The 15,559-nt window shown below is 72.0% G+C and carries 11 protein-coding genes and 2 pseudogenes; 8 read left to right on the top strand and 5 right to left on the bottom strand.

Features of this window, described 5'->3' with window-relative positions; genetic code table 11:
- The first annotated feature begins 207 nt into the window (after positions 1-207).
- Entirely contained in the window at positions 208-1,752 is a 1,545-nt protein-coding gene (locus tag ACIA77_RS25895; RefSeq protein ID WP_395888552.1) for a DHA2 family efflux MFS transporter permease subunit, read from the top strand.
- 641 nt (positions 1,753-2,393) lie between these two features.
- Here ACIA77_RS25895 and ACIA77_RS25890 read toward each other — a convergent pair.
- Entirely contained in the window at positions 2,394-3,614 is a 1,221-nt protein-coding gene (locus ACIA77_RS25890) for an acetyl-CoA C-acetyltransferase (RefSeq protein ID WP_395888551.1), read from the bottom strand.
- Between the two features lie 117 nt (positions 3,615-3,731).
- On the opposite strand from ACIA77_RS25890, the gene ACIA77_RS25885 reads away from it, so the two are divergent.
- The 6 genes from ACIA77_RS25885 to ACIA77_RS25860 all read left to right on the top strand — a co-directional run bounded on the left by ACIA77_RS25885 (position 3,732) and on the right by ACIA77_RS25860 (position 11,054).
- Complete coding sequence (locus ACIA77_RS25885; protein WP_395888550.1) at positions 3,732-4,712, top strand: pentapeptide repeat-containing protein; 981 nt, start codon at positions 3,732-3,734, stop codon at positions 4,710-4,712.
- Between the two features lie 48 nt (positions 4,713-4,760).
- On the top strand, positions 4,761-6,140 hold the full coding sequence (locus tag ACIA77_RS25880) for a cystathionine beta-synthase (protein WP_395888549.1): 1,380 nt from the start codon (positions 4,761-4,763) through the stop codon (positions 6,138-6,140).
- 105 nt (positions 6,141-6,245) lie between these two features.
- Positions 6,246-7,856 (top strand): hypothetical protein, encoded by a 1,611-nt coding sequence (locus ACIA77_RS25875; protein ID WP_395888548.1) that lies wholly within the window; start codon positions 6,246-6,248, stop codon positions 7,854-7,856.
- A 527-nt stretch (positions 7,857-8,383) separates the two neighbouring features.
- A complete protein-coding gene (locus ACIA77_RS25870) occupies positions 8,384-8,911 on the top strand; it encodes a hypothetical protein (RefSeq protein WP_395888547.1) in 528 nt (175 codons plus the stop codon).
- 85 nt (positions 8,912-8,996) lie between these two features.
- Entirely contained in the window at positions 8,997-9,773 is a 777-nt protein-coding gene (locus ACIA77_RS25865) for a hypothetical protein (protein ID WP_395888546.1), read from the top strand.
- Between the two features lie 123 nt (positions 9,774-9,896).
- A complete protein-coding gene (locus ACIA77_RS25860) occupies positions 9,897-11,054 on the top strand; it encodes a cystathionine gamma-synthase (protein ID WP_395888545.1) in 1,158 nt (385 codons plus the stop codon).
- A gap of 142 nt (positions 11,055-11,196) precedes the next feature.
- Here ACIA77_RS25860 and ACIA77_RS25855 read toward each other — a convergent pair whose 3' ends face one another.
- The gene (locus ACIA77_RS25855) at positions 11,197-11,496 is read right to left on the bottom strand and encodes a hypothetical protein (RefSeq protein WP_395888544.1); all 300 of its coding nucleotides are present in this window, start codon (positions 11,494-11,496) and stop codon (positions 11,197-11,199) included.
- Positions 11,497-11,592: 96 nt separating this feature from the next.
- Here ACIA77_RS25855 and ilvA point away from each other — a divergent pair, with 96 nt between their 5' ends.
- Positions 11,593-12,795: a threonine ammonia-lyase gene (gene ilvA / locus ACIA77_RS25850; RefSeq protein ID WP_395888543.1), complete on the top strand. Its 1,203-nt coding sequence runs from the start codon at positions 11,593-11,595 to the stop codon at positions 12,793-12,795.
- 14 nt (positions 12,796-12,809) lie between these two features.
- On the opposite strand, the pseudogene ACIA77_RS25845 reads toward ilvA, so the two are convergent.
- The 3 genes and pseudogenes from ACIA77_RS25845 to ACIA77_RS25835 all read right to left on the bottom strand — a co-directional run.
- Positions 12,810-13,175, bottom strand: a pseudogene (locus tag ACIA77_RS25845) (ferredoxin); the annotation flags it as partial.
- 336 nt (positions 13,176-13,511) lie between these two features.
- Positions 13,512-13,970 (bottom strand): annotated as a pseudogene (locus tag ACIA77_RS25840) (ferredoxin); the annotation flags it as partial.
- Positions 13,967-15,541, bottom strand: coding sequence for a TNT domain-containing protein (locus ACIA77_RS25835; protein ID WP_395888542.1), 1,575 nt, complete (start codon positions 15,539-15,541; stop codon positions 13,967-13,969). The gene ACIA77_RS25835 and the pseudogene ACIA77_RS25840, both read right to left, overlap by 4 nt.
- Positions 15,542-15,559 lie beyond the last annotated feature (18 nt).

The following is a 15,559-nucleotide window of genomic DNA, read 5'->3' as shown; positions in this document are numbered from 1 at the left end:
CACCGTACGAATTGCTGGTGCTTCGCCGCAGGTGGGACAGTCACCGGGACCTTCGGCGGGGCCCGAAAATTCACCGGCTTTTTCCGTCGGCGAAACCGTTCGCTTTTTGTCAGACCCCTCCTCTACTCTCGACGACGTCGTGCAAGGGGGACCCGGACGCCGGGCTTGCGCGGCTTCCGGTACCTGGCAGAGGGGGATGGTTTCCGCATGTCCGCACAACCGAGTCCGGCCACCGGGCTCGACGACAAACTCGACCGGGGAGTGCTGAAGGTCGCGTCGGTAGTGGTGCTCGGCGCCATCATGGCGATCCTGGACACCACGGTCGTCAACGTGGCGCTGCAGAAGCTCACGCTGCAGTTCTCGACCTCGCTCGACACGATCCAGTGGGTCGTCACCGGCTACATGCTGGCACTCGCCACGGTCATCCCGGTCACGGGCTGGGCGGCGGACCGGTTCGGCACGAAACGTCTGTACCTGTTGGCGATCGGCACGTTCCTGGTCGGCTCGATGCTGGCGGGGCTGTCGTGGAGCGTCGAAACGCTGATCGTCTTCCGGGTGCTGCAGGGCCTCGGCGGCGGCATGCTGCTGCCGGCGGGCATGACGATCCTGACGCGCACGGCCGGGCCGCAGCGCATCGGGCGCGTGATGTCCGTGCTCGGCGTGCCGATGCTGCTGGGCCCGATCTGCGGGCCGATCCTCGGCGGCTGGCTCGTCGACGCCGTGAGCTGGCGGTGGATCTTCTACATCAACGTGCCGATCGGTGTGATCGCGTTCCTGCTCGGGCTGCGGCTGCTGCCGAAGGACAAGGCCCAGCCGACGGGCCGCTTCGACTTCCTCGGCCTGCTGATGGTGTCGCCGGGGCTGGCGGCGCTGATCTTCGGCGTCTCGCGGTTCGCGTCGACGGGCACGATCACCGCGGTCGAGGTCTGGCTGCCGGGACTCGCGGGCATCCTGCTGCTGGTCGGGTTCGTGCTGCGGGCGCTGCGGGTGCCGGACCCGCTGATGGACCTGAGCCTGTTCAGGAACCGGCCGTTCTCGGTTTCGATGATCACGCTGTCGGTGTTCTGCATCGGTTTCTTCGGCGCGATGCTGCTGCTGCCCACGTACTTCGTGCTGGTGCGCGGCGAAACCGCCCTGCACGCCGGGCTCCTGCTCGCGCCGCAGGGCTTCGGTGCGATGGTCGTCATGCCGTTCACCGGACGGCTGGCCGACAAGATCGCCGCCCGCCGCATCGTCCTGCCCGGCCTGCTGCTGATCGTGGTGGGCATGATCCCGTTCACCCAGGTCGGCCCGGACACGCCGTACGCGCTGCTGCTGTCGGCCGCGTTCGTGATGGGCATCGGCATGGGCTGCACGATGATGCCCATCACCTCGGCGGCGCTGCAGACCCTGCAGCCCGCCGACATGGCCAAGGCGTCGACGGCCACGAGCATCCTGCAGCAGACCTCGGGCGCCATCGGCTCCGCCGTCATGTCGATCATCCTCGCCTCCCTCCTCGCGACGCGCTTCGGTGTCCCGACGAGCCAGGGCCAGCTGGCCGCCACCGCGGCCACCTTCAACCCCGCCACGCACACCGCCGCCACCACCCTCACCGCCGACTCCTTCGCCACCACCTTCCTGTGGGCCACGGTGATCCTCACCCTCTGCCTCGTGCCGGCTTTCTTCCTGCCCAAGAAGCGCTTCGTACCGCCGACCCCACCCGCCGCCGCGGACGCCGGCACCCCCGCAACCCCCGCCGTGCCCCTCCACTGACAGCCGCTGGGCTGCCCGTGCTCCGCCGCGCGAGCAGCCCTCCGCGACTACCTCGCGCCGACGGGTTCGGTTCGGGCCCCCTTTTCCGACGGCGGCTTCGTGCCGCTCGAAGGGCAGTCGATCCGCCGTGGCCGAGCGCCAAGAACATCGCCGGCCGCGCACCGTGACGCGCCCGCCATGCCCCACAACGGAGAAGGCCGCCCGCGAACAGTCCGCGAGCAGCCTTCTCCATAGCTTCCTTCGCCACCACCCTCGTCTGGGCCACGGTGATCCTCACCTCTGCCTCGTGCCGGCTTTCTTCCTGCCCAAGAAGCGCTTCGTACCGCCGACCCCACCCGCCGCCGCGGACGCCGGCACCCCCGCAACCCCCGCCGTGCCCCTCCACTGACAGCCGCTGGGCTGCCCGTGCTCCGCCGCGCGAGCAGCCCTCCTCGGCCACCCCGCGCCGACGGGTTCGGTTCGGCCCTTTCTCCGACGGCGGCCTCGTGCCGCCCGAAGGGCAGTCGATCCGCCGTGGCCGAGCGCCAAGAACATCGCCGGCCGCGCACCGTGACGCGCCCGCCATGCCCCACAACGAAGAAAGCCGCCCGCGAACCCCGCGAGCGGCCTTCCCCATAGCGACTAACTCAAACCCGACTACCTCAAGAAAGCCGCTCCAGAACCATCGCCATGCCCTGGCCGCCGCCGACGCACATGGTTTCGAGGCCGAACTGCTTGTCGTGGTGCTGGAGGGAGTTGATGAGCGTCGAGGTGATGCGGGCGCCCGTCATGCCGAACGGGTGGCCGACGGCGATGGCGCCGCCGTTGACGTTGAGGCGGTCGAGGTCGATGCCGAGGTCGCGGTAGGACGGGATGACTTGCGCGGCGAACGCTTCGTTGATCTCGACCAGGTCGATGTCCGAAATGGACATACCCGCGCGGGCCAGCGCCTGCTTGGACGCCTCGACCGGGCCGTAGCCCATGATCTCCGGCGACAGGCCCGTCACGCCCGTCGACACGATGCGGGCGAGCGGCGTGAGGCCGAGTTCGCGCGCCTTGGTGTCGGACATGACGATCACGGCGGCGGCGCCGTCGTTGAGCGGGCAGCAGTTGCCGGCGGTGACGCGGCCGTCGGGGCGGAACACGGGCTTCAGGCCGGCGACGCCCTCCAGCGTCACGCCGGCGCGCGGGCCGTCGTCCTTCGACACGACCGTGCCGTCCGGCAGGGTGACCGGCGTGATGTCCTTGGCCCAGAACCCGTCGGCGATCGCCTTCTCCGCGAGGTTCTGCGAGCGCACGCCGAACTCGTCCATCTCTTCGCGCGTGATGCCCTTGAGCCGCGCCAGGTTTTCGGCGGTCTGGCCCATGGCGATGTAGACGTCGGGGATCAGGCCGTCCGCGCGCGGGTCGCGCCAGCTGTCCGTGCCCGACTCGGCGGTGGCCTTCGTGCGGTTCTCGGCGTCGGCGAACAGCGGGTTGTGCGTGTCCGGCCAGGAGTCCGAGCTGCCCTTCGCGAACCGCGACACGGCCTCGACGCCGGCGGAGATGAAGACGTCGCCCTCGCCCGCCTTGATGGCGTGCATCGCCATGCGGGTCGTCTGCAGGCTGGAGGAGCAGTAGCGCGTGATCGTGCAGCCGGGCAGGTGGTCGTAACCGAGTTCGACGGCCACGGCGCGGCCCATGTTGAACCCGGACTCGCCGCCGGGCAGGCCGCAGCCGAGCATCAGGTCGTCGATGTCGGCGGGGTCGAGCTGGGGAACCTTGTCGAGCGCCGCCCGGATCATCTGCACGGCGAGGTCGTCGGGACGCAGGTCGACCAGCGACCCCTTGGCCGCGCGGCCGATCGGGGAGCGGGCGGTGGAGACGATGACAGCTTCGGGCATGGCGTGACACTTCCTCGGGTCGGTGTGCACTAAGCGGTTGCTCACCATAGTGCCGCCTGTGCGCGTTGTCGCAAAGCCGAGAGCGATGCGTGCCACTCCGATGGGAAGATCCCCGCCGTGACGAACCGGAGCCGCGCCCTGCGCACGAGCACGATCCTGTGGTGGGGAGCCGGCCTGATCGCGGTCGCCGCGGCCGCCGCGCTCCTCCTCCTGACGACGCTCGGCGGCGGCAGCCCGCAGGACACCGCCCGGCTCGACGCGCTGCGCACCGCCGCGAACGTCGTCGTCGGCACCGGCGGCGCGGCCGCCCTGCTGCTCGCCGCGCGGCGCCAGCGGGCGACCGAGCTCGACCTGGAACAGAAGGACCACGACGCCACCCAACGGCGCTTCACCGACACCTACAGCAAAGCCGCGGACCAGCTCGGCAGCGACAAGGCCCCGGTCCGGTTCGCGGGGCTCTACGCACTCGAACGCCTCGCCCAGGAACACCCGGAGCCGCGCCAGACCATCGTCAACCTCTTCTGCGCGTACCTGCGGATGCCCTTCGACCCCGAGGACGCCGCCACCGAGACCCATCAGGAAGTCGAAGTCCGCGCGGCCGCCCAGCGCATCCTCTGCCTGCACCTGCGGCCCGGGCGCACCGACGACAACCCCGCGTTCTGGCCGGACGTGGACCTCGATTTCTCCGGCGCCAGGCTGGTCCGCCTCTCGCTCACGCACTGCCGGCTCCGCTCGATCGCCTGCTACGGCACCACTTTCGTCGAGCTGGCGGAGTTCCGGGGCACGGAGTTCACGAGCAAGGCCGAGTTTCCGCAGAGCCGCTTCCTCGGGCTCGCCGACTTCCGCGGCGCCGTGTTCGGCGGGATCGGTGACACGTTCACGGGCGCCGCCTTCGAAGGGCCGTCGCTCTTCGGCGACCGGGTCATGGCCCGCCTCGGCGGCGCGACGACCCGCACCGACGTCGACCGCAGCTGGCCGCCGGGCTGGGGCGGAAAAGCCGGTCGAGGGGTGGGAGGAGCACTGGGCCGTCCTAGTCCCCGCGGAACCGGCGCCCCCGCCGCCCGCCTGAGTGGACAGCGCCGCAGGTCCGGCGTTTAGGCTGGGCACGCCGCCGAGATCCGGCGCGGAAAGGGCAGGAGCGCAGACGTGGAGTACGCCGAGCACATCGTGGACCTGGTGGGCAACACGCCACTGGTCAAGCTGAACTCCCTCACCACGGGGCTCAAGCCGCTGGTGCTCGCGAAGGTCGAGTACGTCAACCCCGGCGGCAGCGTGAAGGACCGCATCGCGCTGCGGATGATCGAGGCCGCCGAGGCGTCGGGTGAGCTGCGGCCCGGCGGGACGATCGTGGAGCCGACGTCGGGCAACACGGGCGTGGGGCTGGCGATGGTCGCGCAGCGCCGGGGCTACAAGTGCGTGTTCGTCTGCCCGGACAAGGTGAGTGAGGACAAGCGCAACGTCCTGCGCGCGTACGGCGCCCGCGTCGTCGTCTGCCCGACCGCGGTGCCGCCCGAGCACCCGGACTCCTACTACAACGTGTCCGACCGGCTCGTCCGCGAGATCGACGGCGCCTGGAAACCCAACCAGTACGCCAACCCCGAGAACCCCGAGAGCCACTACCGCTCCACCGGCCCGGAGATCTGGCGCCAGACCGACGGCAAGATCACGCACTTCGTCGCGGGCGTCGGCACCGGCGGCACGATCTCGGGCACCGGCCGTTTCCTCAAGGAGGTGAGCGACGGCCGCGTGCAGGTCGTCGGCGCCGACCCCGAGGGGTCCGTCTACTCCGGTGGCTCAGGACGGCCGTACCTGGTCGAGGGGGTCGGCGAGGACTTCTGGCCCCAAACCTACGACCGCGGCGTCGCCGACCAGATCATCGCGGTGTCCGACGCGCACTCGTTCGACACCACGCGCCGGCTCGCGCTCGAGGAAGGCCTGCTCGTCGGCGGGTCGTGCGGCATGGCGGTCGCCGCCGCGCTGAAGCTCGCGGAAGGGCTCACCGAGGACGACGTCGTCGTGGTCCTGCTGCCCGACGGCGGCCGCGGCTACCTCACGAAGGTCTTCAACGACGCCTGGATGTCGTCCTACGGCTTCCTCCCGCCCGACTCCTCGGGCGCGACGGTCGGCGACGTGCTCACCAAGAAGAGCGGTGCGTTGCCGAGCCTGGTGCACACGCACCCGAACGAGACCGTCGCCGAGGCCGTGGCGATCCTGTCGGAGTTCGGCGTGAGCCAGATGCCCGTGGTCAGCGCGGAACCGCCGGTGATGGCTGCCGAGGTGGTCGGCGCGGTGAACGAGCGCGACCTGCTCGACGCCCTGTTCACCGGCAAGGCCCAGCTCGCCGACCGGCTCGAGACGCACATGTCGCCGCCCCTGCCGACCATCGGCGCGGGCGAGCAGGTGAGCGCCGCGATGAAGGCGCTCGAGGGCGCCGACGGCGCGCTCGTGCTGATCGACGGCAAGCCCGCCGGCGTCGTCACCAGGCACGATCTGCTCGCGTTCCTCGCCGGGCGGACGAACCGATAAATCGGCAAAGCGGGACGGGGCGTTTCGAGCGCCCTGCCCCGCTATCCGATAGCGTGGGCGCGGTAGAACTTTTTCGCGTCCTCGTCAAGGGGGTTCAAGACCCACATGAGTGCTCCGCAGCCACCGAGCCAGCCCGGGGACGGCGGCGAGCAGCCGCCCCAGGGCCCACCGAGTGGTCCCACACCTCAGCAGGACAGTCCGTTCGGCACGTCGGAGCCGACGCAGGTGGTCCAGCCGGGCCAGCCGCAGCCGTCGGCTCCGTCGTCGGGTGAGGGCGGTCTGTTCGGCGAGGCCCCCGAACCGACGCAGGTCGTCCGGCCGGGTGACGCGAACGCCGGCGAAAGCCACTTCGGCGCCGAGTCGACGCAGCTCGTGCCGCCGGGCTCGCAGCCGCCGGCCATCCCGTACGCGCCGCCGCCGAGCGCGGCCGACAACCCCTCGGCCATGGGCGGGTTCGGTCAGCAGGGCTTCGGGGCGCAGCCCGGTGGCTTCGGCCAGCCGGGTCAGCCCGGCCAGCCGGGTGGGCCCGGACAACCCGGTCAGCCGGGTGGGTTCGGTGAGCCGAGCCAGCCGCAGGGCTTCGTCGCGCCGGGCGCGCCGGGTGGCTTCGACCAGGGCGCCGGCGCTTTCGGCGCTCCGCCGCAGGGTGGTTTCGGCGCCCAGCCGGGTGGTTTCGGAGCGCCGCCGGCCTTCGGCGCCGCGCCCGCCGCGCCGGCTTCCGGCAACGGCATGTACGGCTACATCGCCGGCGGGATCGTCGCGCTGCTCGGTGTGCTGTCGCTGATCTGGTCGTTCCTGTACATGGGTGAAGCCAGCGACTACTCGTCGGCTTTGAAGGAAGCGCGCCAGCAGGCCGGCGACGCGCGGGTCGACCAGCTGCTGGCCCAGTCGGGGCTCGCCTCGCCGGGCGCGATCTGGCTCTACGTGATCCTGCTGCTCGTCGGCGCGGTCATCGCGATCGCGGGCGGCGCCGGCCTGATCCTGGCCGGACGCCTCGGCGGCGGGCTCAAGAAGCTCGTGCCGATCGTGGTCGCCGTGGGCGGCGTGGTGCTGACCGTTTTCGGCATCCTGCTGGTCGGCGGCACGACCCCCAACGCGGGCTTCGGCGCGGGCTCCACCGCCGACAACCTCGGCATGCCGACGCTCATCTTCGGCATCCTGATCCTCATCGTCGGTGTCGTCGGCCTCATCCCGCCGACGGCCCAGTACGTCGGCCTCGGCGCCGGCTCGGCGCCCAGCCAGCCGGGCGGCTTCGGTGGCCCGCCCCCGGGCCAGGGCGGCTTCGGCCCGCCCCCGGGCTTCGGTGGTCAGCCGGGCTTCGGCCAGCCGGGTGACCAGGGCCAGCCTCCGTTCGGCGCGCCCGGCCAGCCGGGTCAGCCGGGCTTCGGCCAGCCGGGCAACCCGAACCCCAGCAGCGGCGGCTTCCCGCAGCCGGGCCAGCCGAGCGGTTTCCCACAGCCGGGTCAGCCGGGCCAGCCCGGCGGTTTCGGCCAGCCCCCGCAGCCGGGTTACGGCCAGCCCGAACAGCCGGGCAGCGGCGGCTTCCCGCAGCCGGGCCAGCCCCAGCCCGGCGGCTACCCGCAGCAGCCCCCGCCCGGCTACGGCCCGCCCCCGGGCTACGGCCAGCCGGGCCAGCAACCCCCTCCCGGCTACGGCCCACCCCCCGGCCAGGGCGGCGGCTACGGCCAGCCGGGGCAGCCGCCGCAGCAGTGGTGAGCTGAACCCTTCGTGAAGGGCCCCTTCGGTGCACGTCACCGGAGGGGCCCTTTGCTGTCCCCGGCCGGCTGACCACGCGCGCTCTCGCTTCTTCGACCACACGCCGGTCGCTTGTGGCGCGCGCGGTCGCGGCCGTGAGGGGGCTTGGTGTGGTGCGCTCGTTCGGGATCCTTGTCGCCGGTGCGAGTGGCTGTCGCCGTAGCGATGTGTGCCCTCCGCCCTTCAGGTCGGGCGGCGGCGCTCGACTCCACACAGCTGCGTGAAGCGGCGACGACTCCCCGAGCCGGTCCGTGCGAAGCGTTGTGCCCAGGGCAAGTCGCGCCGCCCCGAGCGCCTGCCGATCTTTGCGAAAAATTGAGAAATGCTGTTTTTCAGTAACGCTCCGCCGTATTGATCTTGAATCATTCCCCGCACGGGGCGATTCGGGCAGGCGTTCTTCATCGCTTCACCATTTGTCGTCCGTGATCGCGATTTCCGGGCTAGGGTGAGCCGTCCGTTTCGCGTTCGAGTCGAGGAGGAGCGAAGAGTTGAGCGGCCCGTACGGATCTCCAGCGCAGCAGCGTTCCGGGCCCGCGCACGGGGAATCGGCCGCGGAGCGCCGGCGCCCGTCCGGGATCACGGCGGTGGCCGCGGCGTTGCTGGGGCTCGTGGCGGCCGTCGCGGCGGGGTACCTGCCGGTGACGTTGTTCATCGACATCCCGTCCGGGTTCAGCCTCGGCGACCTTCCGATGTGGACACTCGTCGACCTCGGAGGCTACCTCGGGGCGGGGCTTTTCCTGCTCGTCGGCGCGCTCGCGACGATCTTCCGCGCCACCGCGGGCGCCGTGCTGCTGATCCTCGGCGCGCTGATCGCCATTGGTTCGATCCTGCTGGAGCCGACGCTCGGCACCGCCGGTTACGCGGACTACTTCCAGGTCGTCTTCTCGCTGAAGGGCTTCGCGGCCGTCGACCGCGCCGTGCTGGTGGTGCTTTCGCCGATCGTCCTGGTGCTCGCGGCGCTGCCGCCGACGTTCTCGTTTCTCAGGTACCGGACTTCGGCACCCGGACAGTGGTGATTTTCGCCCCGAACCCGCCCCCGGCCTGGCACGATACGAGGACACCACCCCGCCGCCGGTGGGGGCCGGACGCGAGGGACTTCCGTTGAGCTATCCCCAGAACCCCGGGCAGGGGCAGAACCCGCAGCAGCCGTACGGCCAGCAGCCCTACCCCGGCCAGCAACCGGTGCCGGGGCAGCCCTACTCCGGTCCCCAGCAAGTCCCCGGCCAGCCGTTCTCGGGTCCGCAGCCGGTGCCGGGCCAGCCGTTCTCGGGCCCGCAGCCGGTGCCCGGCCAGCAGTTCCCGGGCCAGCAGCCGGCTCCGTACGGGCAGCCGCAGCCGTTCGGCCAGCCCGGCCAGCCGTTCCCGGCCTACCCCGGCGGTCCAGGCCAGCTCCAGCAGAAGCCGGGCGGCGGCACCGCGATCACGGCCGCCGTGCTGGCGATCCTCGGTGGCATCGTCGCGGCGATCGGCGCGGTCAGCAGTGCCATCGGCATGGCCGCGTTCCACGGCGTGTTCGTCCTGCTGATCGTTTCGCTGATCGTCGACCTCGCGATGGCCGTGCTGCTGCTGTGGGGCGCCATCTCGCTGATCATGCACAAGCCGCTGGGCCGGTTGCTCGTGATCATCGGCTGCTCGGTCGCCATCGCGTTCACCGTGGTCTCCCTGATCCTCAGCGCGATCGGGACGACCTCGTTCGGCGCTTCCGCCGAGTTCCTGGGCTACGGCGTCGCCGCGGGCCTGGTGTCGCTCATCCCGCCGGTGGCCACGCTGATCCTCGCGATCGTGAAGCCGACCAAGCTGTGGGTCGGTCTCGACGACGCCGCCCCGCAGTACCCCGCCGGTTACGGTCAGCAACCGGGCGGACCCCAGGGCTGGTGACCGCTCCCTGGTACTGGCGGCGCACCGCCAGTACCAGGGCCACCAGGCGCCCCAGCGGCTCCGGCCACCGTGAATTCCGTCCCACCTGACGGGATTGTCAGGACCGCGCCGTACCCTGGAACCATGGTCGACGACTACTCCGTACTGGGCTTCGAAACACGCGCGATCCACGCCGGGCAGCAGCCCGATCCGCGGACCGGCGCGGTCATCGTGCCCATCTACCAGACGTCGACGTACGCGCAGGACGGCGTCGGCGGCACCCGCGAGGGTGGTTACGAGTACTCGCGCACCGCGAACCCCACGCGCACCGCGCTCGAGCAGGCACTGGCCTCGCTGGAGGGCGCCCGCCACGCGCTCGCCTTCGCGTCCGGCATGGCGGCATCCGACGCGGTGCTGCGCACGACCCTGCGCCCGGGCGACCACCTGGTGCTGGGCAACGACGCGTACGGCGGCACGTTCCGCCTGATCGACAAGGTGCTGAGCCTGTGGGGCATCGAGCACACCGTCGCGAACCTGGCGAACGTCGACGAGGTGCGCGCCGCGCTGCGGCCCGAGACCAAGCTGATCTGGTGCGAGACGCCCACGAACCCGCTGCTCGGCGTCGCCGACATCGCCGCGCTGGCGGGCGTGGCCCACGACGCGGACGCGCGGCTGGTTGTCGACAACACCTTCGCCACGCCGTACCTGCAGACGCCGCTGGCCCTCGGCGCCGACATCGTGGTCCACTCCACCACCAAGTACCTCGGCGGCCACTCCGACGTGGTCGGCGGTGCCGTGCTCACCAACGAAGACGACCTGCGCGAGCAGCTCTTCTACCTGCGCAACGCCGCTGGTGCCGTGCCGGGCCCGTTCGACGCGTGGCTCACCCTGCGCGGCCTCAAGACGCTGGCCCTGCGCATGGAGCGCCACAGCGACAACGCCGAGCTGATCGTCCAGACGCTGGCCAAGCACCCGAAGGTCTCCAAGGTCTACTACCCGGGCCTGCCGGAGCACCCCGGCCACGAGGTCGCGGCCAAGCAGATGCGCCGCTTCGGCGGCATGGTGTCGTTCCGCCACGCCGACGGCGAGCAGGCCGCGCTGGAGCTCGCGTCGCGCACGAAGCTCTTCATCCTGGCCGAGTCCCTGGGGGGCATCGAGTCCCTCATCGAGCACCCGGGCCGCATGACGCACGCGTCCACGGCCGGCTCCACCCTCGAGGTCCCGGAGGACCTGATCCGCCTCTCCGTCGGCATCGAAGACGGCACCGACCTGGTCGCCGACCTGACGGCCGCGCTCGGCTGAGTCTCACTCACCGGAAACCCCGTGTCGCCCAGGCGATGCGGGGTTTCCGCGTTGTGGACCGGCGATGTCCCCCCGCTCGTGCGAGAGCCCCGCACCGATTACGGCGCGGGGCTCGTCGGATCGACCGGTCCGGACCGGTTTTTCAGGGCCGGTAGCTGCTCGGCTGCGGGCCCGCCTTGTGGATCGAGTGGTGCACCGCTTCCTGCTGCTCCGCGGGCGCCGCGGGCAGCTCGGAGCCGTCGACACAACCGCCCACGAGTTCGACGTGGTTGTCGTGGCGGATGTACTGGGCCTGGCCGCCGCAGCCGGCGGCGTCGACTGTGAAGTAAGCGGCGCCGGTGAGAGCGACGGCGGACGCGACACCCAAGACGAGCGGCAGCACTCCGGCCGAACGGGTCGCGCGCATCCGTCGAGCGGTGGTCGCGTTTTCCGCGCGGGCCATGGTCGCACTCCCTGATCACGTGTGGTTGCTGTTATCAGCGTACCGGTCCCACGGGGGTGGGCACCTCAGCCATCCGTCGGTGGCATCATCCGGCGTATGGAACTGGTCAGCATCGAGCGGATCGAGGAGGCGCGCAAGCTCCTCGAGGGCATCACCAGGGTGACCCCCATGGAACACGCCCGCGACCTGCGCCGGCTGCACGGCGGCCCGGTGTACCTCAAGTGCGAAAACCTGCAGCGCACGGGGTCGTTCAAAATCCGCGGCGCGTACACCCGCATCCACGGCCTCAGTGAAGAAGAGCGCGCCCGCGGTGTCGTCGCGGCCAGCGCCGGCAACCACGCGCAGGGCGTGGCGCTGGCTTCTTCACTGCTGGGGATTTCTTCAACGGTGTTCATGCCGCTGCGAGCGCCCCTGCCGAAGCTCGCGGCGACCCGCGGGTACGGCGCCGACGTGCACCTCCACGGCGCCGTCCTCGAGGAGACGCTGGCCGAGGCCATCGCGTTCTCCGAGCGGACCGGAGCGGTGTTCATCCACCCGTTCGACCACGCCGACGTGATCGCGGGCCAGGGCACGGTCGGGCTGGAGGTCCTGGAACAGGTGCCCGGCGCGAAGACGGTGCTCGTCGCGACGGGCGGCGGAGGTCTGGTCGGCGGTGTCGCGGCCGCGGTGAAGGGGCTGCGGCCCGACGTCCGCGTGGTCGGCGTGCAGGCCGAGGACGCCGCGGCGTACCCGCCGTCGCTCGAAGCCGGCGCGCCGGTGCGGCTGAGTGAGCTGCACACGATGGCCGACGGGATCGCGGTGGGCGAGCCCGGGCCGGTCAGCTACGCGCACGTCTCGTCGCTCGTGGACGACGTCGTCACGGTCACCGAGGAGGGGCTGTCCCGCGCGGTGCTGCTGTGCCTGGAGCGGCGCAAGCTCGTGGTCGAACCGGCCGGTGCGGCGACCGTCGCCGCGCTGCTGGAGCACCCGGGCGCCTTCGAACCACCCGTGGTGGCGATCCTCTCGGGCGGCAACGTCGACCCGGTGCTGCTCCAGCAGATCATCCAGCACGGCATGACGGCCGGCGGGCGCTACCTCAAGCTGCACCTGCGCGTGCCCGACCGCCCCGGCTCGCTGGTGTCCGTGCTGAGCTGCGTGAAGGAACTCGGCGCGAACGTCCTGGACGTCGAGCACTCCCGCATCTCCGGCAGCCTCGCCCTCGGTGAGGTCGACGTCGCGCTCGCACTGGAAACGCGCGGACCGGAGCACTGCAAGGCGGTCGAGACCGCCCTCGCCGACGCCGGGTTCACGATCGTCTAGTCCGGTGTGGACGGTCAGCCGGACTCTCCGGTGATCGCCGCCAGCGCGATCTCCCGCGCCGGCTCCGCGACCTCGGGCACGGCGAACCGCCGCCCCCGCAGGTGGCTCAGCAACTCCGGATCCGGTGGGACGTCGTGCTCCCGCAGGTAGTACGCGACGGCTCCGGGCCACGCCCAGCTGCCGTCGGTCCGGAACACCATCGGCACCACGTCCGTGCGGGCCGGGTCGAACGCGTCCGTGCCGTAACTGCGCGACGCCAGCACCGCCGGCGCGGCCTCCAGGTACGCGAGCACCTGCTCGCGCTCCTCCGGTCCCAGCCGCTCGCGCTCCACGACGGGCCGCCCGGCGTCGTCGAGCCCGTCGTAGATCCGCGGGGTCTTGATGTCGGCGGGGGTTTGCGCGGGCGGATCGGCGATGCCCGGCGCCGGCTGCGGCGTCCGGGTACCGGCCGGCGCGGCCGCGGACGGCAGTTCGGCGCCGTCCGCCGGCGTCGCCAAGTCGGGCAGCGGGGCCTCCGCGCCGGACGGCGGTTCCGCGCTCTCCGGCGGCATCGCCGAGTGAGGCGGATCAGCGGCCGGCGCCGGATCGGGGGGAGGAACCGCCGCGCCGGCGGGTCCGGCGCCCGCCGGGAAGGGGACGCCGAGGCCGGGTGACGGGACCGCCGGACCAGGTGGGGGCGCGCTCTGCGGGGTGACGCCACCGGGTGCGGGCGCGGTGCCGCCTGCCGGGGGAAGGCCGGCGCGAGTGCGCAGCCAGGCCGGCACGTGCTGGTCGGCCCGCGGGAAGAAGCGCAGCTCGTCCTGGAAACCGATCGGTGGCGGCGGCCGGCGCCACACGGGTTCGCGGTCGTCGGCGTAGTCCGTGTGCGCGCCGCGGGCCGGGTCGAACGTGAGGGCCGCCGAGAGCCAGGTGCCGGCGCCCGGCCGGTACATCCCGGTGCGCAAGTCGGCCAGGTCGGTGAGCAGTTCCGGCGGCGCGGGCACCGGACGGACGGCACCGTCGGGAGTGGTGACGTGCACGTCGCACTCCACGTGGCGCCCCGCGGCGCGGTAGTCCACGCGCAGCTGTCGCCAGCCGGGCGGCACGAGGCCCGCGAGGCCGCGCCCGATGCGCTCGACGATCGCCTGTTGCTGCTCCGGCCCCAGCGGCCCGGACGGCGCCGGGGGCGTCGTCATCCCGCGCTCCCGGCGGCGGGCGGGTGCACGGTCGGGCGCGGGAGCTCCTCCGCCGAACCGTCGGCGACCAGGTCGGCGAGGGAACGCTCCAGCACGTACGCCGTGCCGCCACCCGCTTCGTCGTACCAGGCGATCGGCGAACCGACGATCGCGCGCACCGGACGGCGCAGCCGGTAGACGTGGTACGGGCGCTGCCGCGCCTCCGCCGGCTGCGAGCGGTGGGTCCACTCGGTGCCCGCCGCGTACAGTGTGTTGCCTGCGGGGTCGCCGTAGCGGTCCACCTCGGTACCGGGCGGCAGCGTCACGATCCGTTTGCCGCCGTAGAGCTGCAGCCCCGGGTCGCCGCCGAGCGGCTGGATCGGCCACGCGTCGGTGGGTCGCTTGGCGTCGGGCGCCAGCTCGCCGCGGAACGCCGCCTGGTTCAGGTAGAGGTGCCCGACGAAGTAGCGCGCGGCCTGCTGCGCGGTCGCGAACTCCGCGGCCTCGAACCGTTCGCCGCCCTCGGCGAGGAACACGGCCCAACTGTCCCCTTCGGACACCAGGCACCACGCGCCGTCGGCGGCCTCGCCGATCCGGTAGCGCGCCGGGTCGAGCTCCAGTTGCGCGGCGGCGTCTTCGGCCGCGCGCAACGCCTCCGTGTTCGCCGTCTTCGGATCGGTCGGGGAAGCCAGTGTCGCCGCCCCCGCCCCGCCGACGCGCTCGGCGAACCACCCCGGCAGGTTCGCGCCCTCGCGCGGGAACAGCTCGAGCTCACGTGCGAACGCGGCTGCCGACGGCGGCGAATCCCACGAGGGCTCGTCGTCCCACACGTAGGCGAACTCGCTGTGCGAGCTGGTGTCGACGGTCGCGCTCGCTTGCAGCCACGTGCCGCGGCCCTCGCGGTACATCCGTTCGCGCAGCTTCGCCAAGAGCTCGGCGACCTCCGCCGGCGGCTCCCACAGCGAGAGCCCGCCATCGGTCACGCGGCGCACCATCACCGGCATCTCGACGTGCTCGCCCACGGCGCGGTAGGTCAGCAGCACCTGCTGCCAGTCGGCCGGGACGGTCATGACGATGCGGTTCGTCAGGTCCCGCCAGATCTCGTTCTGTCCTTCGGCGTCGAGCTGCAGCTCGACCACTTCCGGCGGGGCCGGCGGGACGTCCGCCCCGGCTTCGACGAGCTTCTCCCGCAGCCACGGCGGCGTGTGGAACTCGTCGCGCGGGTAGCGTTCGAGGTCGCGCGGCCACGCCGAAACGTCGATGGCCGGGTCCCACTCCGGATCCCAGTCCAGGTTGTACAGGGAGTGGATCTTGCTCGGCGCGTCGAGCAGGTACCGCATCGAGAACCAGGTGCCTTCGCCCTCGACGTAGTACGCGTCGCGGATGCCCAGGATCGCGCGCGTCGCCGCCTCCGGGATCTCGACCGCGGCCTGGCGGCCGTCGGCCATCAGCACGGTGAGCGTGAAGTCCTGGACCTCGGCGGTGACGCGGCTGAACAGCTCGATCCGCCGCCACCCCTCGGGGGCCGCGTCGACGAGGGCGTAACCCACCTCGTAGGTGAGCTCCTGCCACTGGTCGTGGTCACGTGCCATCGGGGGTTTTCCTTTCTA

The sequence above is a fragment of the Amycolatopsis sp. NPDC051903 genome (assembly GCF_044452505.1).
GTDB lineage: Bacteria > Actinomycetota > Actinomycetes > Mycobacteriales > Pseudonocardiaceae > Amycolatopsis.
Note: the sequence above shows the minus strand (reverse complement) of the source record. Positions and strands in the feature narration are given on the sequence as shown.

What these genes read in the sequence shown, in the direction of transcription:
- ACIA77_RS25895 (WP_395888552.1), top strand. Translation starts at nt 208, where the DNA reads ATGTCCGCACAACCGAGTCCGGCCACCGGGCTCGACGACAAACTCGAC.
- ACIA77_RS25890 (WP_395888551.1), bottom strand. Translation starts at nt 3,614, where the DNA reads ATGCCCGAAGCTGTCATCGTCTCCACCGCCCGCTCCCCGATCGGCCGC.
- ACIA77_RS25875 (WP_395888548.1), top strand. Translation starts at nt 6,246, where the DNA reads ATGAGTGCTCCGCAGCCACCGAGCCAGCCCGGGGACGGCGGCGAGCAG.
- ACIA77_RS25860 (WP_395888545.1), top strand. Translation starts at nt 9,897, where the DNA reads ATGGTCGACGACTACTCCGTACTGGGCTTCGAAACACGCGCGATCCAC.
- ACIA77_RS25855 (WP_395888544.1), bottom strand. Translation starts at nt 11,496, where the DNA reads ATGGCCCGCGCGGAAAACGCGACCACCGCTCGACGGATGCGCGCGACC.
- ilvA (WP_395888543.1), top strand. Translation starts at nt 11,593, where the DNA reads ATGGAACTGGTCAGCATCGAGCGGATCGAGGAGGCGCGCAAGCTCCTC.
- ACIA77_RS25835 (WP_395888542.1), bottom strand. Translation starts at nt 15,541, where the DNA reads ATGGCACGTGACCACGACCAGTGGCAGGAGCTCACCTACGAGGTGGGT.